The 21,597-nt window shown below is 39.0% G+C and carries 18 protein-coding genes and 2 pseudogenes; all 20 read left to right on the plus strand.

The genetic code is table 11. The annotated features are described in order from the left end of the window. Positions 1-315: 315 nt before the first annotated feature. Positions 316-969, plus strand: a pseudogene (locus BUB85_RS10715) (DEAD/DEAH box helicase family protein); the annotation flags it as partial. Between the two features lie 770 nt (positions 970-1,739). Beyond that, positions 1,740-3,632 (plus strand): group II intron reverse transcriptase/maturase, encoded by a 1,893-nt coding sequence (ltrA, locus tag BUB85_RS10720; protein ID WP_073109964.1) that lies wholly within the window; start codon positions 1,740-1,742, stop codon positions 3,630-3,632. A 120-nt stretch (positions 3,633-3,752) separates the two neighbouring features. Next, positions 3,753-5,936 (plus strand): annotated as a pseudogene (locus tag BUB85_RS10725) (helicase-related protein); the annotation flags it as partial. Between the two features lie 151 nt (positions 5,937-6,087). Further along, entirely contained in the window at positions 6,088-7,038 is a 951-nt protein-coding gene (locus BUB85_RS10730; RefSeq protein WP_073109970.1) for a DUF5688 family protein, read from the plus strand. 12 nt (positions 7,039-7,050) lie between these two features. Then, positions 7,051-8,016 (plus strand): DUF3991 and TOPRIM domain-containing protein, encoded by a 966-nt coding sequence (locus BUB85_RS10735; protein WP_073109975.1) that lies wholly within the window; start codon positions 7,051-7,053, stop codon positions 8,014-8,016. Continuing rightward, the gene (locus tag BUB85_RS10740; protein ID WP_073109978.1) at positions 8,013-8,618 is read left to right on the plus strand and encodes a DUF3846 domain-containing protein; all 606 of its coding nucleotides are present in this window, start codon (positions 8,013-8,015) and stop codon (positions 8,616-8,618) included. The genes BUB85_RS10735 and BUB85_RS10740 overlap by 4 nt, the downstream gene beginning before the upstream one ends. Before the next feature lie 132 nt (positions 8,619-8,750). Then, a complete protein-coding gene (locus tag BUB85_RS10745; RefSeq protein WP_073109981.1) occupies positions 8,751-9,092 on the plus strand; it encodes a plasmid mobilization protein in 342 nt (113 codons plus the stop codon). Continuing rightward, on the plus strand, positions 9,083-10,447 hold the full coding sequence (locus BUB85_RS10750; RefSeq protein WP_073109984.1) for a relaxase/mobilization nuclease domain-containing protein: 1,365 nt from the start codon (positions 9,083-9,085) through the stop codon (positions 10,445-10,447). Before BUB85_RS10745 ends, BUB85_RS10750 begins: the two co-directional genes overlap by 10 nt. Beyond that, positions 10,431-11,234, plus strand: coding sequence for a PcfB family protein (locus BUB85_RS10755; protein ID WP_073109986.1), 804 nt, complete (start codon positions 10,431-10,433; stop codon positions 11,232-11,234). The genes BUB85_RS10750 and BUB85_RS10755 overlap by 17 nt, the downstream gene beginning before the upstream one ends. Positions 11,235-11,239: 5 nt before the next feature. Beyond that, positions 11,240-12,121 (plus strand): ArdC-like ssDNA-binding domain-containing protein, encoded by an 882-nt coding sequence (locus tag BUB85_RS10760; RefSeq protein WP_073109989.1) that lies wholly within the window; start codon positions 11,240-11,242, stop codon positions 12,119-12,121. Positions 12,122-12,130: 9 nt separating this feature from the next. Then, complete coding sequence (locus BUB85_RS10765) at positions 12,131-12,328, plus strand: hypothetical protein (protein WP_073109992.1); 198 nt, start codon at positions 12,131-12,133, stop codon at positions 12,326-12,328. Then, on the plus strand, positions 12,315-14,108 hold the full coding sequence (locus BUB85_RS10770; protein ID WP_073109995.1) for a VirD4-like conjugal transfer protein, CD1115 family: 1,794 nt from the start codon (positions 12,315-12,317) through the stop codon (positions 14,106-14,108). The genes BUB85_RS10765 and BUB85_RS10770 overlap by 14 nt, the downstream gene beginning before the upstream one ends. Before the next feature lie 16 nt (positions 14,109-14,124). After that, positions 14,125-14,493, plus strand: coding sequence for a glutamyl-tRNA amidotransferase (locus BUB85_RS10775; RefSeq protein ID WP_073109998.1), 369 nt, complete (start codon positions 14,125-14,127; stop codon positions 14,491-14,493). A 74-nt stretch (positions 14,494-14,567) separates the two neighbouring features. Continuing rightward, positions 14,568-15,404, plus strand: coding sequence for a hypothetical protein (locus BUB85_RS10780; RefSeq protein WP_073110001.1), 837 nt, complete (start codon positions 14,568-14,570; stop codon positions 15,402-15,404). A 29-nt stretch (positions 15,405-15,433) separates the two neighbouring features. Next, complete coding sequence (locus BUB85_RS10785; RefSeq protein ID WP_073110005.1) at positions 15,434-15,799, plus strand: PrgI family protein; 366 nt, start codon at positions 15,434-15,436, stop codon at positions 15,797-15,799. Further along, a complete protein-coding gene (locus tag BUB85_RS10790; RefSeq protein WP_073110010.1) occupies positions 15,792-18,125 on the plus strand; it encodes a VirB4-like conjugal transfer ATPase, CD1110 family in 2,334 nt (777 codons plus the stop codon). Before BUB85_RS10785 ends, BUB85_RS10790 begins: the two co-directional genes overlap by 8 nt. A gap of 30 nt (positions 18,126-18,155) precedes the next feature. Next, complete coding sequence (gene srtB, locus BUB85_RS10795; protein ID WP_073110015.1) at positions 18,156-18,920, plus strand: class B sortase; 765 nt, start codon at positions 18,156-18,158, stop codon at positions 18,918-18,920. A 12-nt stretch (positions 18,921-18,932) separates the two neighbouring features. After that, the gene (locus BUB85_RS10800) at positions 18,933-19,427 is read left to right on the plus strand and encodes a hypothetical protein (RefSeq protein WP_073110022.1); all 495 of its coding nucleotides are present in this window, start codon (positions 18,933-18,935) and stop codon (positions 19,425-19,427) included. 12 nt (positions 19,428-19,439) lie between these two features. Further along, positions 19,440-21,173, plus strand: a complete 1,734-nt coding sequence (locus BUB85_RS10805) for a lysozyme family protein (RefSeq protein WP_073110025.1) — start codon at positions 19,440-19,442, stop codon at positions 21,171-21,173. Between the two features lie 208 nt (positions 21,174-21,381). Then, complete coding sequence (locus BUB85_RS10810; protein ID WP_073110028.1) at positions 21,382-21,588, plus strand: helix-turn-helix domain-containing protein; 207 nt, start codon at positions 21,382-21,384, stop codon at positions 21,586-21,588. Positions 21,589-21,597: the final 9 nt, after the last annotated feature.

The raw sequence follows: 21,597 nt of genomic DNA on the forward strand, positions 1-21,597 counted from the left end.
AGCCTGTGAAATTGAAGATTGGAAATCACATCGTTATAAAAATTAGGTGTAATAGGATTGTTTTCTTCGACGAATAAGGTTATCATAGTCTTACTGGGACATAGGCATGCCTATGCTCGGTGTGGTGAGGCAGGAAACCAAACTTTGGTCGGGGAGGTTCCTGCTTCTTTTTGTAGTTGCAACAACTATGATAATACAAAAAGGTACAAGATAAAACAATCTGCTGAAAAATAAGCCAGATTAATTTATCCTGTACCTTTTTGTAATTTGCTTGAAAACAGGAAAATGAGAAGCAGGTAATTATACGAATTACAGAATATAGAAGGGAAATCGTATGACAGAGGAAATGTAAAAGCCAATAGCACTTACGGTACAGGACGAATCAACGCATACAAGATTATGGAGGAAACTCTGAACTTAAAAGATGTGCGTATCTTTGACTATATCGAAGATGAGGAAGGCAAGAAAAAGGCGGTACTCAACAAGAAAGAAACAGCCATAGCGCAGGCAAAGCAGGAAATGATAAAGCAAGGATTTGTGGATTGGGTATGGTCAGAACCGAGCCGCCGGGAGGAACTGACGAAGCTATATAATGAGAAATTCAACTCCATTAGACCTCGTGAGTATGATGGAAGTCATATCGTTTTTAATGGTATGAATCCTGAAATTGATTTGAGAGAGCATCAAAGAAATGCAGTTGCTCACATCCTTTATGGTGGAAATACCTTGCTTGCTCACGCAGTAGGTGCAGGAAAAACTTTTGAGATGGTAGCGGCTTCTCAGGAATCGAAGAGACTTGGTTTATGTAACAAGTCGCTATTCGTAGTTCCAAACCACTTAACAGAGCAGTGGGCAGCGGAATATCTGCAACTGTATCCGGCGGCGAATATTCTTGTTGCTACCAAGAAAGATTTTGAAACAAAGAACCGCAAAAAGTTTTGTGGAAGAATTGCAACAGGAGATTATGATGGTGCAGCGACACGTTGCTGCAAATAAACTTCAATGGGGGTAAATAAGCCTCAAAGAAGGTAAAAGTAGCGGCAAGCTTAAAGCTTGCTAACTGATATTTCGAGGAGTGGAATGATAGGGTAACGCCTTGAAACGCTCCCTCTGATACTGCGACAAAAGATGAGAACGTGTAATAGTTCGATTCTGATGCAGCTCGCTAAAGTCAGCTGTATGCACTCGCTATACCGAGGTCAACACAAGAAACAACGGTATGGCAAAAGCGAACCAGAGGTGGTCGTGAGTGATAGGCTGGGAGTCTATAAAGTATCTATGGTGAGAATGAGAAATCTGACAAAAGTCTGAATGTACAGGTCTATAAGTCGGCACAGTAGAAAATGCTGTGATTCATGTAAATGAAGTATATGGGGTAAAGTAAGATTCGTCGTTATGAAATACCCTGTAGTGTTACAGGCACTACCCAGTATACAGGCCTAGAGGACAGCCTAAGGATACGAATGTAAAGATAGAAATATCGAAACGTGGAAAGTCTTGGAACGTGGAGTGATTACACACTGTGAAGCGGTTGGCAGGAAAACTGTAAGGTATAACTGCCATTAATCCGAGGTGAAAGCGCAGCCATAGTACCAATGAAACCATAGAAATATGGTGGAGGGATGGGCTGTAGTCAGTAATAGTAGTAAAGATACAAAACAATGAAACAAACATTATAGGTTCGAGTAAGACTAAGAAAGGCTGATACAAATGTGAAATATCAGGAGGTACAGCCGACTATGATAACCGAGCAAAGGACGCTCAAAAAGGCAAAGTTACGACACGCTGAATACTATGATTTCCAGAAAGTTCAAGATGATTTATATGCAAAAAGCAGTAATGAATATGTTTTCAAAAATCTGATAGACATTATTACCAGACCAGAAAATATCAAGCTCGCATATAGAAATCTTAAGAGCAATAAAGGAAGCCATACAGCGGGAACGGACAAGCGAACAATCGAATATCTGGCAAGAATGCCAGAAGAAAAACTGGTCAGTAAGGTGCAACAGAAATTTCGGTGGTATGAACCACAGAGTGTGCGCAGAGTAGAAATACCAAAAGGGGAAGGCAAAACAAGACCTTTGGGAATACCGACAATCATGGATAGGCTAATCCAACAGTGTGTTTTACAAGTTCTGGAGCCTATCTGTGAAGCTAAATTTCATGACAGCAGTTACGGATTCCGACCAAATAGAAGTCAGGAACAGGCTATAGCATTGGCAGAAAAATATATGCAACAGTCACATCTGCACTTTGTTGTAGATATCGACATCAAGGGATTCTTTGACAGTGTTAGTCATGGAAAGCTGTTAAAACAGTTATGGGCACTGGGCATAAGGGATAAAAGGTTGCTTTCTATTATCTCATCTATGCTTAAGGCGGAAGTGGCTGAAATTGGGTTTCCAGAAAAAGGCACACCACAGGGTGGAATTATTTCGCCCCTGTTGTCTAATGTGGTTTTGAATGAACTGGATTGGTGGATTGCAAGCCAGTGGGAAAATATCCCTACGAAGCATCCATACTATGTGCAGATACACAAAAATGGGAGTGAAAACAAAGGCACTAAATACCGTGCCTTGAGAAGCTCCAGTAATCTGAAAGAAATGCATTCCGTGAGATTTGCTGATGACTTTAAAATATTCACAAATAATTATAGCGATGCGGTCAAAATCTTTAATGCTACGAAACAGTGGCTGAGTGACAGGCTTGGGCTTGAAACAAGTGAAGAAAAATCAAAGGTTATATGCCTGCGAGAGAAATATTCTAATTTTCTTGGATTCAAGCATAAGGTCATCAAGCGTGCAGGTCAAAAAGGAAAAGTCAGATATGTGGTAAAAAGCCGTATCAATGATAAAGCACTGAAAAGAATAAAGACCAGAATACCAGAACTAATCTATGATATAGAAAATAGTGCAGGAGAAAAGGGAAAGGAGTATAAAGCGGTTTGTGCTTACAACTCCTATATCCTGGGAATGCACAGCTATTACAGAATTGCTACGATGGTCTATTTTGACATCAACCCGATTGCCTTTCAAGTCCATAAGAGCCTAAAAGCCAGATTAAAGGAAAGAGTAAAATCTGCTTCCGAAGTAAAAGAAAGACGCATAACTGTTCGAATGCCAGCGTATGTAAAACAAAAGTACGGAGACAGTCGACAGTTAAAATATGTTGGTGGAAATGCACTTGTGCCAGTAGGATATGTGCAATATAAAACGCCCCTAAACAAGAAAAAGTGCGTAAACTCTTATACAAAAGAAGGCAGAGAAGAAATTCATAAAGACCTGTCAAACATAGACATAGGAGAGTTACAGGAGTTAATGAGACACCCCATTAGGTGCAAAAGTATTGAGTTTAACGATAACCGCCTATCACTTTATTCTGCCCAACAAGGGAAATGTGCAGTATCTGGGATAAAGCTGACAAGCGAAAATATCTATTGCCACCATATAGTATCAGAATTTAAAGGTGGTGATAACAATTACAAAAACCTTATTCTTGTAACAAAAGAAGTGGATGCACTTTTGCATGAAAAGAATCCTATCAAAGTAGAGGAATTAAAAGAAAAACTGTGTTTGACAGAAAAGCAATTGGAAAAGGTTGCTAAATTGAGAAAATCCTGTCTGGGTTAAGAGTTGTTAGAATTGTTTTAAATACTATTACTGATGGAAAGCCGTGTGAGGGGAAACCTTCATGCACGGTTTGGAGTGGGGGAAAATCCGGCGATAACATCAAAGGATTACCTATCACTATCAGTCATTATCGGGCATAGTCAATTTGAAAAAATCCCAATGTCAGTAGCAAGACAGAAAACAATTTTGCAGCAACAGATTGATGAACTGACCGAAGGAATTATTGAGTTAAAGCGGAATCGTGGAGAGAAATTTACCATCAAGCAGCTTGAAAAATCAAAGAAATCCATCAGTCAAAAACTGGAGAAATTAAATGACCAGAGTAGAAAAGATGATGTTGTAACCTTTGAAGAATTAGGTGTGGACAGAGTCTTTATTGATGAAAGCCATTTTTACAAAAATCTTTTTTTATACACGAAAATGCGAAATGTAGGTGGTATTGCCCAGACAGAAGCACAAAAATCCTCCGATTTATTTATGAAATGTCGCTATCTTGATGAGATAACGGGAGGTCGTGGCACTGTATTTGCTACGGGGACCCCGATAAGTAATAGTATGGTGGAACTTTATACCATACAGAGATATTTGCAATATGGAACGCTGGTGAAGAATAATTTGCAACACTTTGATGCTTGGGCAAGTACCTTTGGTGAAACAGTTACGGCTGTGGAATTAACCCCGGAAGGGACTGGTTACAGAGCCAAAACAAGATTTGCGAAGTTCTATAATCTGCCGGAACTAATGGCGATGTTTAAGGAAGTTGCAGACATTAAGACAGCAGATATGTTGAATCTTCCGGTGCCAGAAGCGAAGTTTCACAATGTAGCAGTTAAGCCATCGGAAATGCAAAAAGAAATGGTAGAATCCCTTGCAGAACGAGCAGAAGCAGTTCGCAGCGGCGGGGTAGATTCAAGCGTTGATAATATGCTGAAAATCACAAACGATGGTCGTAAACTTGCCCTAGACCAGAGAATGTTAAATGAAATGCTGCCTGATTTTGAGGGGAGTAAAGTGAATGCCTGTGTGGATAATATCTATCGAATCTGGTCTGAGACGATGGAAAAGAAATCAGCACAATTAGTGTTTTGCGACCTTTCCACACCGAAAAATGATGGGAGATTCTCTGTCTACAATGACATCAGAAAGAAGCTAGTCGAAAGAGGTGTTCCAGAAAATGAGGTAAGATTTATCCACGAAGCAGACAGTGATATGAAGAAAAAAGAACTGTTTCAAAAGACCCGCAAAGGCGATGTGAGAGTGCTTCTTGGCTCAACACAAAAGATGGGAGCAGGAACAAATGTGCAAGATAAACTGGTTGCACTTCACGATGTAGATTGTCCGTGGAGACCATCCGATTTGGAACAGCGAAGTGGTAGAATTATTCGGCAGGGCAATGAAAATCCAGAAGTAAATATCTACCGATATGTAACAGAGCAGACCTTCGATGCGTATTTGTATCAACTTGTGGAGGGGAAACAGAAGTTTTCAAGTCAGATTATGACAAGCAAATCGCCAGTTCGTTCGGCAGAAGATATTGATGAAACCGCATTGTCCTATGCTGAAATTAAAATGCTTGCAACGGGTAATCCCTATATCAAAGAGAAGATGGACCTAGATATTCAGGTGCAGAAGTTAAAGCTCTTAAAGTCCAATTTTCTATCAGAAAAATACAGGTTAGAAGACAAAATCATAAAATATTATCCGCAGAAAATCATATTTTTAGAAACCAGAATTGCAGGTCTTACAAAAGATGTAGCAACTGCAAAGGCAAATCCGAAGCCACTTGATGACCGATTTATCGGTATGATGGTTTCGGATATTTTTTATGCAGAAAAAGCAGATGCAGGGAAGGCAATTATAGAGGCTTGCAAGGCAATGACAAGTCCTGACCCTATTGTGCTTGGAGCGTACAGAGGTTTTCAGACGGAGCTTTTATTTAATACTGTGGAGCGAAGTTATGAAGTGAAATTAAAGGGGGAAACAAGTCGAACGGTGTCCCTTGGGGAAGACCCACTTGGCAATATCATCAGACTTGATAATGGGATAGAGAAATTTGCAGAAGGCTTATCTGCCAGTGAATATGAACTGGAAAATATGAAAAAGCAGTATGAGACAGCAAAGGTGGAAGTAGAAAAACCATTTGTCCACGAAGAGGAATTAAAGGGTAAATTATCAAGACTTGATGAGCTGAATATTCTTCTGAATATGGATAAAAAGGAAAATGAGATTGTAGGCGGCGAGCCTGAAGAGGGCGAGAGCGAACCTATGAAGAAAGAAAAATCAAAGGAGCGAGATAGTCGCTAGAAAGAAGGTAATTATGAGAAAGAAGTCTATTTATTATGAGTGCAACAAGGAGAAAAAGCAGGATGGTGAGAGGCAGGGTGCTATGAAGCGTTATCGCCTATATGCTGAGAAACTAAGTGGAAAAAGCAAATAAGAAAGATGAGGTGCCATTATGGATTACAGAGAATTTATCAATGAAGTAGAAAATACTATTTTAGATTATATGCCTCCGGAATATGAAAATGCAGAGGTTAGAATTGATGGAACGATGAAGAACAACAGTGTGATGAGACAGGGGTTATCCATTCACAGAGAGGGAGAGGTTCTAACACCAAAACTGTATTTGGATGAGTTTTTCCAGTCCTATGAAGAAGGAGATTCAATGAAGGAGGTGTGTTCGCACATTGCCAAAGAATATACGAAACACAGTCTTGATGATAAGACCTTTGGTGTGGAATCTATCCTGAGTTTTGAAAAAGCGAAAGATAATATTACCACCAAGGTAGTGGCGGCTAAGAATAATAGGAGCCTGCTTCGGGAAAGACCATCCACGAAGTTGGATGATTTGGCAGTGATGTATCAAATAGAAGTTGGGACTACGCCATTTGGAAGAGCCACAGCACCCGTCACAAATGAACTTATGAAAAGCTGGGGCGTTACAGTGAGCGAGCTTCATCATTTGGCAGTTGAGAATACGGAGAGAATCCATCCATCAAAGCTTAGTGCAATAGAATCCATCTTAGTGGGAATAGAAGAAAACATGCTAGAGGAAGGAATCACCTATCAGCAGTGTGTATTGATGGTACTGACAAACGAAGACAAAGTAGGTGGGGCCGGTGTACTTGCCAACCCACAGGTTCTTAGTAAAGTGTCAGAAGTAATTGGAGACAGCTACTATATTCTCCCATCATCTGTCCACGAGGTCTTAGTAATTCCAAAGGAATGTGCATATATAATGGATATGACACCAAAGGAACTTGGAGCGATGGTCCGGGATGTCAATGCTGAAGAAGTAAGCAAAGAAGAGCGCTTATCGGACCATATTTATGAATTTGATAAGGATAAGAAAACCCTTGACACTGTAAAAGAATCAAAGGAAAAGACAAAAGATTTAGAAAGATAGGCGGGTGATAGTATGCCATATATACCACCAGAGATTATTACAGAAGCAAAGAGAATGGATGTGCTAACCTATTTAAGAAATTATGAGCCGGGCGAACTTGTAAAGCTGTCTGGGAATACCTACTCTACAAAAGAACACGATAGTTTGAAGATTTCTAATGGAAAATGGATGTGGTGGAGCAGAGGAATCGGGGGTGTATCTGCCCTTGATTTCCTTATCAGTGTGAGAGGATTGGACTTTATACAGGCTGTGGAAACCATTATGGGAAATGTAGGAATTACCACTCCAACCTATGAAACAATTGGGACGAGTTATGAGGAACGACCACTGCTTTTGCCAGAGCAAAGTCCAACAAGTGATGTGGTTATGGAGTATCTGTTTCGGCGTGGCATTGATTATGAAATCATAAATGACTGTCTGGACAAGAAACTCATTATAGAATCGCTTCCCTATCACAATGTAGTTTTCATTGGATACGATGAGCAGGGAGAAGCAAAATATGGAGCCTATCGTGCCACCAATGGAAAGCGCATTATGGGTGACTGTTCGGGTAGTAAAAAGCAGTATTCGTTCCGACTGATTGGAGAAAATGAAAGTGAAATTCATCTGTTCGAATGTGCCATTGACCTATTATCTTATGCCACACTTTGCAAGTTAGACGGAGAAGATTGGCGAAATATGAACCTCATATCCTTATCCGGTGTCTATGCTCCAAAGAGAGATATGAAGGAAAGCAAAGTACCAGTGACAGTAGAGAAGTTCTTAAAAGAACATCCAAAAATCAAGCGTATCAATCTTCATTTGGATAATGATATAGCAGGAAGAAAGGCGACGCAAGGCTTGAAACTTGCGCTGCCAAGTGAATATGAAGTCGTTGATAATCCACCGCCGAAGGGCAAAGATTACAACGACTTTCTTTGTATCCGGATGCACATAAACCAGAATAAATTCAGAGAAGAAAGGAATTGTGAGAGATGAATGCAGAAGAAGTAAAGAAAACTTATTCCGAAGGTATGACCATAGTTCTTGCAGAAACGAAGGGTGAAGGAAGAATGCCAGCAGGACTTCGTGGAACAGTAAAATATGTTGATGATATAGGGCAGATTCATATGAAATGGGAAAATGGAAGTTCCCTTGCCCTTAATGTAGAGGAGGATAAATTCATTATGGTAGAAGAAACAAAGAAGATTTCAGTGATATTAGTAGAACCGGGGAAATATCCTAAGGTGATTGAAATGGAGAATTCCTTAGAAGCAATGCAAGAAGCTGTTGGAGGCTATATTGAAGAATATATGCCATTTATTGATGATGTTGCGATTGTGTGTAATGAGGAAGGAAAAATGAATGGAGAGGAATTAAATCGGGCTGTTTATGATAAAGATGGCGAGCTGATGGATATTGTGGCAGGTAAGTTCTTCGTGTGCTATGCACCAATTGAAAGTGAAAATTTTCAAAGTCTCCCCAAGGATTTGGAGAATAAATACCGAGATAAATTCAAATATCCGGAGCGTTTTTTCAAGCAGAATGGAGAGATTAAGGTAGCACCTTATAAGCCAGTCACAAAAGATATGGAACGCTAAATTAAAAAAATCGGGGCAACCGAGGAACTCTGTATATTCTTAGCGAGCAGACCATTTGGATAACCACAGTTTCCAAACGGTAGATACTCGTTAGGGGTTGCCCCTAATACCCCAAGAAAGGAACTTGATAATATGAGAAAGAGAAATATTCAAAAGATTGTGCGATTCAATCGAAGTGAAGCACAGGATTTACAGAGAAAATCCAAGAAAGCGTGTATGAGCGAAGCAGGTCTGATTAGACTTCTGATAAAAGGTTATGAGCCGAAAGAGAAACCTGATGACAGATTCTTCGATACAATGAGAGAGTTATCTGCTATTGGAAACAACATTAACCAGCTTGCAATCAAAGCCAATGCACTAGAGTTTGTAGATGCAGTAATGCTGAAAAAGGAAGCAGAGCGTTGGCATAAGTTCCAAGCTGATGTGGAACAAGCGTTTCTTCGCCCTGATAAAAGTAATATGAAATGGCAGTAAGTAAACTCTGGTCTGTTTCTACAAATCTGGAGCGAGTAATTGAATACGCAGCGAATCCAGAAAAGACATCAGCAAAAGTATATAGTGAAGAACAATATCAAGCTCTTGCCGATGTTTTGTCTTATGCAAAAGATGAGGAGAAAACAGAGCAGGAGTTTTATATTGAAGGGATAAATTGCAATCCAATCACAGCTCGTGACCAATTTGTAACGACAAAGGAGTTGTTTGGAAAAACCGAGGGGATTCAAGCATATCACGCATACCTTAGTTTTAAAGAACAAAATATTACTCCAGAGATGGCACAAAGAATAGGAATGGAATTTGCAAAAGAGGTGTGGGGAAAGAAATTTCAGGTTGTAGTTACCACTCATCTGAATACCAAACATCTTCACTGCCACTTTGTAATAAACTCCGTATCATTTCTTGATGGAAAGAGATTGTGGGGAGAAGAAAAAGCGTGGTTTAAATTCAGGCTTGTTGCTGATAGGATTTGTGAGAAATATGGACTGTATTATAATCCGAATCCAAATAGAAGCAAACAAAATTCTTATTACTATAAGCAGGAGCAGGCAGGAATGCCAACCAGATATTCTATGCTTAGAAGTGCTATTGATGAGGCAATTGCACACAGTACCAATCTCAAAACATTTGAGTACAATCTTACTCAGATGGGATACAAGCATTGTCTAAGCGAGAGCAGAAAATACTGGACAGTCATTCCGAAAGGATACAGTAAGCCTGTTAGACTTAAAAATCTAGGCGAGGAATATAGCGAGGAAGCGATTAAACGAAGACTTATAGAGAATCAAAGGCTTCCGATACTTCCCTTTTCAAGTGGAAGTAAAAAGCAATATAATCTCCCAACCAGAGGGGATAAAATCAAGAAAAAGAGTGGTATTTATTGCTTGTATCTTTACTACTGTTACAAGTTGGGATACTTACCTAAATATAAGAAACCAGATACAAATAAGCTGCATTATCTTTTAAGAGAAGATTTATTAAAACTGGATAAGATTTCAGAGGAGGCAAGGCTGCTTGGTCGTGAGAATATCTCGACAGACAAGCAGCTTTTCTCATATAAAGAATCAGTTATGGGAGAGATTTCAAAACTGACTGACGATAGAACGCACCTGCGAAAAATGATGAGAAGAAAAATAAGTGACGATGAGCTATCAAAAGTCAAAGATGAAGTTTCGACAATAAGCGACAAAATTCGACTGCTCCGTAAGGAAGTAAAAACTTGTGAAAGTATTGCCGAGAGGTCAAAGGTTATGGAATATAACTTATCACAGGATAATCCCACAGAGCAGAAGAGTAAAAGGAAGGAGAAAGAAACCTATGAACAACGGTGGTGACGCAGCAGAACAAATCGTTCGATTATCCTTAGAAGGAGTAGAAGTAGCTGCAAAATTAAGCGGTTCAGCCGCAAAGAACATTGCCATTCTTTTGGCTTCCGTATTAAAGCAGGAAGCAAGTCAGGTGAACAAGACAAGAGGAAAAGCAAGACTTACCAATATGATTAAATCTGGTAAGGAATTAAAAGTATTTTCTATTTCAAATAAAGACCTAAAAACATTTACGGAACAGGCAAAGAGGTATGGAGTTTTGTACTGTGTACTTCGAGATAAAAATACAAAAGGCGATAATGTTCCCGTAGATATTATTGCTCGTGCAGAAGACGCTTCTAAAATTCAGCGTATTGTAGAGAGATTTGACTTTAATACTGTTGAGAAAGCTTCTGTTATTGCGGAAGCACAAAAGGAGAAAGCAAATAGAGAGAGCATGGCAAAGGAAATGCCTACGAAATCCAAAAATGAAATTATTATGGAGGAGGCAGTCAGAAAGCCTATGCAAAAGGAGGGACAGTCGCAGTCAAACCCCTCGGTTGCCAAGACGGACAAAAACCCTCCGTCAAGGCAAAACTCAGAGCAGGTAGATATGCTCTCTGACAAGGGTGTTGCTGGAAAGGAAACAAAACCATCTGTGAAGGAAAAACTCGACAGATATAAGGCAAAGGCAAACCAGCAAAAAGAATCAGAACACAAAACACCTGAGATTGACAAGCCGAAATCCACAACAAAAAATGCACAGACAGTGCATACGCAACCCAAACCTAAAGTTAAAAAATCAAAAGAGAGGTAGCAAAAATGACAAATGATTTTGAACCAAGAAAAGCGAATGAAAGACCAAGACTTTCAAAAGAAGAGTTTGCAGAGAAAAAGAAAGCAGAAAAAGAAGGCATTTATAAAATGGTAGATGATACTGCAAGAGAAATTGTAAATGACCCTGAGAAATTTATGGAGTATCTAAATACGCAAAGTCAGATGGATAGATATTCAGCAGTTAATACACTTCTTATTTACAATCAGCTTCCAGAAGCGACACAGCTAAAAGACTTTGAAGATTGGAGTAAAGAAAATGTAAGAGTGAAAAAAGGTGTGAGAAGTATTTCTATCTTGGAGCCAGTAGAATATACCCGAAAAGATGGGAATACAAGAGTATCCTATAATGTGAAAAAGGTATTTGATGTATCGCAGACAAATGCAAAGAAACCGCCTGCACCAAGCGTAAATCGTGACCCGAAAGAATTGATTACCACAATGCTTGATTCCTCACCTGTTGATGTAGAGAGTACAAATGAACTTCCATATCCGAATATGGCAGCGTTTTATAATAATGAGAAGCAGGTACTGTATGTGAAAAGAGATGTAGGAGATAGTGTTGCTGTTGCCCAATGCGTAGCACAGGAACTTGGTCACGCTCAGCTTTCCATCAATAGTGATAAGTACAGCCGCTTGGAGATGGGATTTCCCGCAGTGTGCATTGGCTATATGCTTTGTCAAAAGTATGGAGTTGATACACAGAACTTTGCCATCAACCGAATTCCTGACAATATGAAAAATGCAGAGCCGCAGGAAATCAGAGGAGAACTTTCCAAGATGAGAAACGCAATGGCGGAAATTCATTCCAGAGTTTCCGATGAACTGTATAAGAAAAAGCAGGAGCGTTCAAAGGATTACGAAAGATAAGGTGAGTATATGGTAAAAGAAGAAAAATATTATATTGCTTTGGATGACTATGAGCATGGGATTATTGTACGCTCTCTTAATGACACGAAAACAGAACTTCAGAGAGAAGGTAAATTTACCAATGATGTGAATGACCTTATTGTGAAAGTTGGAACTGCCCCAAAGAAGAAATTCAAAGTAATAGAGAAAGATAATGAATCGAGATAGAGAAAAGCAGTCGTCAATTATCTTATCTCTGATTGGCATTATTCCTATGATATGGCTTGGTTTAAAAATTGCACCATCAACAAAAGGTGGTCTGCCAGAAATATTCCAAAGCCTTATGCTGATATTTGAGAAACCATTCTATATAGAACTTTGTGAGGACAGCTTAAAAACTGTCCTCATTTTACTCTTGTGCTACGGAATGGGGATTGGCATCTATCTTTCATCCAATAGGAATTATCGAAGACGGGAAGAGCATGGTTCGGCTAAGTGGGGCAATGCCAGAACAGTGAATAAGAAATATAAGCAAAGTCCGCAATCAGAGAATAAGTTAATGACTCAATCTGTGAGTATTGGGTTAAACGCTAAGAAACACAGGCGGAATCTCAATACCTTAGTATGTGGTGGTTCTGGTGCAGGAAAGACAAGATTTTATTGTAAGCCAAATTTAATGCAATGTAATACCTCATTCGTAATACTTGACCCGAAGGGAGAAATGCTTCGAGATACGGGTAAACTCCTTAAAAACCGAGGATATGAGGTAAGGGTTCTTGACTTAATTTCAATGGAAAAGAGCCATTGTTATAATCCATTTGTATATTTGAAAAATGACAATGATGTGCAAAAGTTGGTTACCAATCTTTTTAAGAGTACAACGCCAAAAGGTTCGCAGAGTAATGACCCGTTTTGGGATACTTCTGCTTCAATGCTTCTTCTTGCACTTGTCTTTTACTTGCATTATGAAGCACCAGAAGAAGAACAGAATTTTGCGATGGTAATGGAAATGTTAAGGGCGGCATCCATAGAAGATGAAGAAGATACAAGACCGTCACTACTTGATGAATTGTTCCAAGATTTAGAGATGATAAATCCTGAGCATATTGCCTTGAAATATTATCGTTCTTACCATTCTGGTTCTGCCAAAACATTAAAATCAATACAGATTACACTTGCAGCACGACTGGAAAAATTCAACTTGGAAAGTTTAGCTGCACTTACGACAACGGATGAACTAGACCTTCCATCTATGGGAGAAAAGAAGGTGGCACTGTTCGCATTGATACCAGATAATGACTCCAGTTTTAACTTTCTGGTTTCGATTTTATATACACAATTATTTCAACAGCTTTTCTATACTGCTGACCATATCTACGGTGGAAGTTTGCCAATGCCAGTTCATTTTCTGATGGACGAATTTGCAAATGTTTCATTGCCTGATGACTTCGATAAGATTTTGTCGGTAATGCGTTCCCGTAGCGTATCGGTCAGTATTATTTTACAAAATTTAGCACAGTTAAAAGCACTTTTTGAAAAACAGTGGGAAAGCATTGTGGGTAACTGTGATGAGTTCCTCTATCTTGGTGGAAACGAACAGTCAACCCATAAATATGTGTCAGAACTTCTAGGCAAGGAAACCATTGATACGAATACCTTCGGAAAAAGTACAGGCAGAAGTGGTAACTACTCCACGAATTATCAAATAAGTGGCAGAGAACTCCTCACTCCAGATGAAGTAAGACTTCTGGATAATCAATATGCCATTCTTTTCATTCGAGGAGAACGACCAGTGATGGACTTGAAGTATGACATTTTAAAACATCCAAATGTAGCTATGACAACAGATGGAAAAGAAAAACCGTATGCACACGGTGAGGTAACAATTGAACACACAACTATCTCTATGATTCCGATGGACCTTACAATGCTTCCAAGTGAGAACTATGGAGAAACAAACTATGAACTTCTATCCGATGAGGATTTTGAAGGAAACAACAACTTATAATTTGGAGGAAATGAATATGACATTTTTTAAGAAAAATAACGAAACAAAGGTAACTAAGAAACTTCCAATGACAGGAAAGGTAAAAAAAGGTTTTAAGGCATACTGCACAATGATGATTATGGGTGCTTTGATTATTGGAACGGGTACAGTGGCATTTGCTGCTGAAGGAGGCGACCCTCTTACCGTTATCAATAATCTATCCACATTTATCTTTAGCCTGATTCGTGCGATTGGTCTTATCCTTTTAGGATTTGGTATTGTGCAGGTAGGCTTGTCACTGAAATCTCACGACCCATCACAGAGAGCTAACGGATTCCTTACGCTTGCAGGTGGTATTATCATCACATTTGCAAAAGAAATTCTTACTCTTATCACTGGAGCGTAAGACGGGGTTCGTTATCAACGAGGGGTGTACCGAGGAATCTGGTACACCCTATTTTAAGAAGGAGGTACGAATAAATGAGTGATAACTGGGTAGTCCAAAACCTCGAAAATGCCTTGAAGACTTGGAATGATAAGATGAGCGAAATATGGACATTGCTTACTACCACACCTCAGAATTTCAAAGGCGGAGGAATATGGAAAGTAATCGTAGACATTAATGGAGCAGTTCAGGCAATCGGTATTGCATTACTGGTGCTTTTCTTTGTTGTAGGTGTGGTTAAAACCTGCGGTTCTTTTACGGATGTGAAGAAGCCTGAACACGCATTAAAACTATTCGTTAGATTTGCAATTGCAAAAGGTGTAATCACCCACGGTATGGAACTAATGCTTGCACTTTTTAGCATTGCTCAAGGAACGATGTCTACCATAATGAAAGCGGCAGGATTTGGAGTTCCAAATAAAACAACACTTCCAGCAGAAATGATTACAACCATAGAAGATTGTGGATTCTTTGAGAGTATCCCGCTTTGGGCAGTAACGCTTATTGGAGGACTGATTGTAACTGTCTTATCGTTTATCTTGATAATGAGTGTGTACGGAAGATTTTTCAAAATGTATATGTACACAGCACTAGCACCAATTCCACTTTCCACGTTTGCAGGAGAGCCATCACAAAACATAGGAAAGAGTTTTGTGAAAAGCTATTGTGCAGTATTGCTTGAAGGGGCAGTTATATCTCTTGCTTGCATTATTTTCTCTGTGTTTGCGTCTTCCCCACCAGTGGTGAATCCAGACGTAGCAGCAGTAACGCAGGTATGGGCATATATTGGAGAGTTGGTATTTAATATGCTGATTCTTGTGGGAACAGTAAAAATGGCAGATAGGATTATTCGAGAAATGATGGGACTATAAAAATATATAAGGAAAGAAAGGAAGACTTTATGGAAGTAAAAATCAATCGAGAAATAAGAAACTTCACAGAATCAATGTTTTTTGGACTGTCACTTAGACAGTTCATTTTTTCTGTCCTTGCTTGTGGGGTAGCCGTAGGAATTTATTTTTTAGGCAAACCCTATCTTGGAATGGAAACGACATCGTGGGTGTGCGTGGTTGGAGCATTTCCCTTCGCAGCACTTGGATTTTTTAAATATAACGGAATGACTGCTGAAAAAGCAATTTGGGCGTGGATTAAATCAGAATTTCTTATGCCAAAGAAATTGGTGTTTAAGTCCACCAACACCTATTACGAGTTAATGAAATCAAATATTGAACAGAAGATTAAGGAGGCAAAGAAACAAAATGATTAAAACACTAACAACATTATTTAAACAGGATAAAGAGAAATTTGTTGTACCGAAAGGGGTGCAGGACATTCTGCCAGTGAATGTGATTTATGATGATGGAATCTTTAGAAGCGGAAAGGACAAATATTCTAAGAGTTTTAAGTTTACAGATATTAACTATGCAGTAGCAAGCAGAGAGGATAAAGAAGCGATGTTTCTTGAATATTCAGAGCTGCTGAATTCCCTTGATAGTGGTGCAACGACGAAACTCACTATTAACAACAGAAGATTGAATCGACTGGATTTTGAAAAGACAATTCTTATTCCAAGAAAAGACGATGAGCTTGATGAATATCGTGAGGAATATAATAAAATGCTCCTTGATAAAGCAACTGGGGCAAATGCCACTGTGCAGGATAAATATGTCACCATTTCTATCAATAAAAAATCTGTTGAAGATGCAAGAACCTATTTCTCAAGGGTAGGTGCAGACTTGATTTCGCATTTTAGCAGGTTAGGTAGTAAATGCGTAGAATTTGAAACAGATGAAAGACTTCGTATTATTCACGATTTCTTTCGAGTGGGAGAAGAATCCTCGTTTCATTTTGAACCAAAAGATAATCGTAAGAAGGGGCATAGTTTTAAAGATTATATTTGTCCAGACTCTATGGAATTTGAAAATGACTATTTCAAAATGGGAAAGAGATATGGCAGAGTAATCTTTTTAAGAGAGTACGCCTCTTATATCAAAGACAGTATGGTAGCGGAACTTACGGATATGAATAGAAACCTGATGATGTCTATTGATATTGTGCCAGTGCCAACAGATGAAGCAGTAAAAGAAGCTGAGAGCAGACTTCTTGGAGTAGAAACAAATATTACGAACTGGCAGAGAAAACAGAATCAGAATAATAACTTTTCGGCGACAGTGCCATATGATATGGAGCAGCAGAAAAGAGAGATGAAAGAGTTCCTTGATGACCTTACTACTCGTGACCAGAGGATGATGTTTGCAGTGCTTACTATGGTTCACACAGCAGATTCAAAGGAGCAGTTAGACAATGACACAGAAGCACTTCTTACGACAGCAAGAAAGCATTTGTGTCAGTTCGCAGTTCTGAAATTTCAGCAGATGGATGGACTGAAAACTGCTATGCCATTTGGTGTGAGAAAAATTGATACGTTCAGAACACTTACTACAGAGAGTTTGGCAGTGTTTATGCCTTTTAGAGTGCAGGATATTTATCACGAAAATGGAATCTATTATGGTCAGAATGTTATCAGTAAAAATATGATTATTGGAGACAGAAAACAGCTCTTAAATGGTAATGAGTTTATTTTAGGTGTATCGGGTGGTGGTAAGTCCTTTGCGGCAAAGGGGGAAATCATCAACCAGATGTTATCCAGCGATGCAGATATTATCGTTATCGACCCAGAGCGTGAATATTCACAGCTTGTTAAGGCGATGGGAGGAGAGATTATCAATATTTCAGCAACCTCACCAAACCATATCAATGCGATGGACATGAATAAAGATTATGGAGATGGAGCAAATCCAGTCATTCTTAAATCTGAGTTTATTATGTCTCTTTGTGAACAGCTTATCGGTGGGAAAAATCTTGGAGCAAAGCAGAAATCAATCATTGATAGATGTACTGCAAGTGTTTATCATACCTATCAGCAAAATGATTATACGGGTACAGTTCCAACCTTGCAGGATTTTAGAGCAGAGTTATTAAGTCAGCCTGAACCAGAGGCAAGAGAGATTGCACTTGCCATCGAATTATTCACCAACGGTTCATTAAATACCTTTGCAAAACCAACAAATGTAGATACGGACAATCGCCTTATCTGCTATGACATCTTGGATTTAGGAAAACAGCTTATGCCGATTGGTATGCTTGTCGTTCTGGATAGTATTCTGAACAGAATTACGCAAAACAGAGCAAAAGGGAAGCATACCTTTATTTTTATTGATGAGATATATCTTTTGTTCCAGCACGAATACTCAGCGAATTTCCTCTTTACACTTTGGAAGCGTGTAAGAAAATATGGTGCATATGCAAGTGGTATTACGCAGAATGTAGACGACCTTTTGCAGAGCCATACAGCAAGAACAATGCTTGCTAATAGCGAATTTATTATTATGCTGAATCAGGCATCCACAGATAGAATTGAACTTGCAAAACTCCTTAACATTTCAGACCTTCAGCTTTCCTATATTACCAATGTAGACGCAGGGCATGGATTGATTAAGGTCGGCAGTGCATTAGTGCCTTTTGCAAATAAATTCCCTAAGAATACGAAACTCTATAAACTGATGACAACCAAACCAGGCGAGGGCATTTAGCTCTCGCTTGGTTCTTGAAAGGACAGGAAAATGAAGATAAAAACATATCGAATCATAATTGCCATATTAGGTATCGTGTTTCTTGTAAGTATGGGAGCAGTGGTAAAGAACTATTTGGATTCTCAAAAGCAGCAGGAATTATATAATGACCTTGCAGAAGTTGTGGAAACAGAACCAGAGAAAGAGGAAAAGCCAATGATTTATGACGGAGATACAGAGTTTCTACCAGATTATCAGGAACTGTATCTTCAGAACAATGATATGGTTGGGTGGATAAAAGTAGAAGATACAAAAATCAATTATCCTGTGGTTCAGTCAAAATATGAACCAGACTTCTACTTAAAGCATAAGTTTGATAAATCATATTCGGAATATGGGTGTCCTTATGTGCAGGAGAATTGTGATGTAGAGAAACCAAGCGACAATCTCATCATCTATGGCCATCATATGAATGATGGCTCGATGTTTGCCGAACTTACGAAATATGAAAGTAAAGGATTTTATGAAAATCATAAGACAATCACTTTTGACAGTGTAGCACAACACAGAGAGTACGAGATTGTTGCAGTGTTTAAAACCGTTGCTTATTCCAGTGACGGATTCCAATATTATCGTTTTGTAGACGCTGAAAATAGTGAGGACTACGATAATTATATTGAAAAGTGCAAGAAATTAGCCTTATATGAAACAGGAGTTTCTGCCCAATACGGAGATAAACTCATTACCTTATCTACCTGTGAATATTCCCATAATAATGGCAGATTCGTTGTAGTAGCAAAATTAAAAACAACATAGAAGGAGATGTGTATGAGTAGCATTATTTACTTAGTGGCATTGTTTATGGCAAAGGTTGTAGATAATGCACTAGGGACAACAAAAACAATAATGATTCAAAGAAGTCGGTGGGTAATTGCAGGATTTGCTGTAATACTTTCCGACTTTATTTATTTCTGGATAACGAAGCGGGTTGTGTCTGCTGACAACTCAATTGCAATGCTTGTAGTAGCAGTTGCAGGTGGAGTTGGATGTTCTTTGGCTTGTTTTGTTAATGAAAAGCTGTCAAAGGATAGAACTTATGTGAACGTGATTATGTCAGATAATCTAGATGAGATGAAGAAATTACGGGATTTTCTAGCACATCATCATATCACAAATGTTGCAACAGACAGTTACACATTGAATTGGAATGACAAGACCATCACAATTACCGCATATGCAGAAACAAAATCCGAGAGCAGGTTAATCAACCAATTCATAAATAAGAGTTCTGTGAAATTCAAAAGAGTAATCCAGCAGAGCTAGAAAGGAGGCTCTATGGCAGATATAAAAACAAAAGATGTGATAAAAGGCACAATCAAAACTTTAGACCGAGCTGCCATTGCGACGGATAGAGTAAAACACGCTTATGTAACAACAAAAGATAAAGCAGAACAAGCGGTACGGACAGATGAAAGCTCTGGTGGAGAGTATGCTTCTAATAAAGCTTCAGCAGGACTATCTGCTGGGACACGCAGAGGAATACAGACTTTTGATAAAGTCGGCAGAGAAAGCACCAAAACTACGATTGACAATGTGAAGAAAACAGCCGAATTCACAAAAGAGAAAGTAGCAAAAACAAAGCAAAACGTAGAAAATTTTAAGTATAAGAGAGCTGAACAATCACTGAAAAGACAATCTGGAAAAGCACCAAATCAATCTATCAGAACAGCAAAAGAAGTTGAGAAGAATATAAAGCAGTCTGTAAGGTCAACGGGAAATAAAACTATTAAGCGTGGAATAAAAGCACCAGCTAAAACTACAAGGAGATACTTAAAGACAGCGGAAAAGACTTCAAAGACAGCAATCAAAACCACAGAGCAGAGTGCAAAAGTGGTAAAGAACACTGCTAAGACAAGTGTGAAGGCTACTCAAAGGGCAGCTCGTGCAACAAAGAAAGCAGCAGAAACAACAGCGAGAGGTGTGAAAGCTGCAACCAAAGCGACAATTCAAGCAGTGAAGGCAATTATCGCAAGTACCAAAGCACTTATTACTGCAATTATTGCAGGAGGCTGGGTAGCCGTTGTAATTGTTGTTATTTGTGTGCTACTAGGTGCGGCGGTTTCTCTTTTTGGAGGAGGGACTGAAAATTCGGGATATACTCCTGTAAGTCAAGAGGTGGAAGCCTATACACCGACAATTACCAAGTATGCGAAACAGTATGGCATACCTGAGTATGTGGAACTGATTAAGGCAGTTATGATGCAAGAGAGTGGTGGCAGAGGGAATGACCCAATGCAGGCAGCGGAGGGGGCATTTAACACGAGATACCCTAAGCAGCCAAATGGGATTCAAGACCCTGATTACTCTATCCAATGTGGCGTTCAGGAACTAAAAGCTGCCCTTAATTCCGCAGGTGTGAAAAATCCAATTGATATGGAAAATATCAAACTGGCATTACAAGGCTACAATTTTGGCAGTGGATATATCACTTGGGCGAAGAAGAATTATGGTGGATACTCCTATGCAAATGCAGTGGAATTTTCCACAAACCAAGCTAAAAAATTAGGCTGGGACAGTTACGGGGATACGCTATATGTATCTCACGTTTTGAGATATTATCCTTATGGTCGAGCTTTTACCAGTGGTGGTAATCAAGCGATTATCGAAGTTGCATTATCTCAACTTGGTAATAAGGGAGGACAATCTTATTGGTCGTGGTATGGATTTAATTCTCGTGTGGAATGGTGTGCCTGCTTTGTATCTTGGTGTGCAGACCAAAGCGGATATATTGAGCAAGGCATTATCCCTAAGTATTCTCTGTGTAGTGATGGGGTAAATTGGTTTAAGAAAAATAAGCAATGGGAAGATAGAAATGCAACCCCGCCTACGGGAGCAATTATTTTCTTCGACTGGGGTAACGATGGAACGATTGACCATACAGGACTTGTAGAAAAATGCGAGAATGGTAAGGTTTATACTGTCGAGGGTAACTCAGGAGATATGTGTAGGCAAAGAGAATACGCAGTAGGTAGTAGTGTGATTTATGGTTATGGAATACCTGCATATTAGGAAGTTTTGGTCAAAGAAGAAAACAATAGGTGACTACCTTTCGGGGAAGTCATCTACTACATAAAACTAGGTGTTGAAAAAATACAACATCTGCTTTCACCACAAATGAAAATATGGGCATATTCCTTGAAAATCGGGATTTTAGTGTTATAATGTATTATAAGTTATTATAGCCACTTATTTATGGTTTTGTATGAGGAGAAGTAGAATGAAATTAAGTTATGTAAAGCTACAAAAATTGATGGTTGAAAATCAGATGAAGGGTACTGATTTGATAAGAGCTGCTGAAATAACTGCTTATGCAATGACAAAAATAAATAAAAACGAACCAGTGTCACTTGAGAACTTTATGAGGATATGCAAGGTTTTTCACTGTGATATTGGAGATGTATGTGAAGTTATACTAGACGATTGATTAGTATAT

Source organism: Hespellia stercorisuis DSM 15480 (assembly GCF_900142165.1).
Taxonomy (GTDB): Bacteria; Bacillota; Clostridia; order Lachnospirales; family Lachnospiraceae; genus Hespellia; species Hespellia stercorisuis.

Excerpts from the sequence above, each read along its gene's own strand:
- ltrA (WP_073109964.1), top strand. The coding sequence starts at position 1,740 with ATGATAACCGAGCAAAGGACGCTCAAAAAGGCAAAGTTACGACACGCT.
- BUB85_RS10730 (WP_073109970.1), top strand. The coding sequence starts at position 6,088 with ATGGATTACAGAGAATTTATCAATGAAGTAGAAAATACTATTTTAGAT.
- BUB85_RS10735 (WP_073109975.1), top strand. The coding sequence starts at position 7,051 with ATGCCATATATACCACCAGAGATTATTACAGAAGCAAAGAGAATGGAT.
- BUB85_RS10740 (WP_073109978.1), top strand. The coding sequence starts at position 8,013 with ATGAATGCAGAAGAAGTAAAGAAAACTTATTCCGAAGGTATGACCATA.
- BUB85_RS10745 (WP_073109981.1), top strand. The coding sequence starts at position 8,751 with ATGAGAAAGAGAAATATTCAAAAGATTGTGCGATTCAATCGAAGTGAA.
- BUB85_RS10750 (WP_073109984.1), top strand. The coding sequence starts at position 9,083 with ATGGCAGTAAGTAAACTCTGGTCTGTTTCTACAAATCTGGAGCGAGTA.
- BUB85_RS10755 (WP_073109986.1), top strand. The coding sequence starts at position 10,431 with ATGAACAACGGTGGTGACGCAGCAGAACAAATCGTTCGATTATCCTTA.
- BUB85_RS10760 (WP_073109989.1), top strand. The coding sequence starts at position 11,240 with ATGACAAATGATTTTGAACCAAGAAAAGCGAATGAAAGACCAAGACTT.
- BUB85_RS10765 (WP_073109992.1), top strand. The coding sequence starts at position 12,131 with ATGGTAAAAGAAGAAAAATATTATATTGCTTTGGATGACTATGAGCAT.
- BUB85_RS10770 (WP_073109995.1), top strand. The coding sequence starts at position 12,315 with ATGAATCGAGATAGAGAAAAGCAGTCGTCAATTATCTTATCTCTGATT.
- BUB85_RS10775 (WP_073109998.1), top strand. The coding sequence starts at position 14,125 with ATGACATTTTTTAAGAAAAATAACGAAACAAAGGTAACTAAGAAACTT.
- BUB85_RS10780 (WP_073110001.1), top strand. The coding sequence starts at position 14,568 with ATGAGTGATAACTGGGTAGTCCAAAACCTCGAAAATGCCTTGAAGACT.
- BUB85_RS10785 (WP_073110005.1), top strand. The coding sequence starts at position 15,434 with ATGGAAGTAAAAATCAATCGAGAAATAAGAAACTTCACAGAATCAATG.
- BUB85_RS10790 (WP_073110010.1), top strand. The coding sequence starts at position 15,792 with ATGATTAAAACACTAACAACATTATTTAAACAGGATAAAGAGAAATTT.
- srtB (WP_073110015.1), top strand. The coding sequence starts at position 18,156 with ATGAAGATAAAAACATATCGAATCATAATTGCCATATTAGGTATCGTG.
- BUB85_RS10800 (WP_073110022.1), top strand. The coding sequence starts at position 18,933 with ATGAGTAGCATTATTTACTTAGTGGCATTGTTTATGGCAAAGGTTGTA.
- BUB85_RS10805 (WP_073110025.1), top strand. The coding sequence starts at position 19,440 with ATGGCAGATATAAAAACAAAAGATGTGATAAAAGGCACAATCAAAACT.
- BUB85_RS10810 (WP_073110028.1), top strand. The coding sequence starts at position 21,382 with ATGAAATTAAGTTATGTAAAGCTACAAAAATTGATGGTTGAAAATCAG.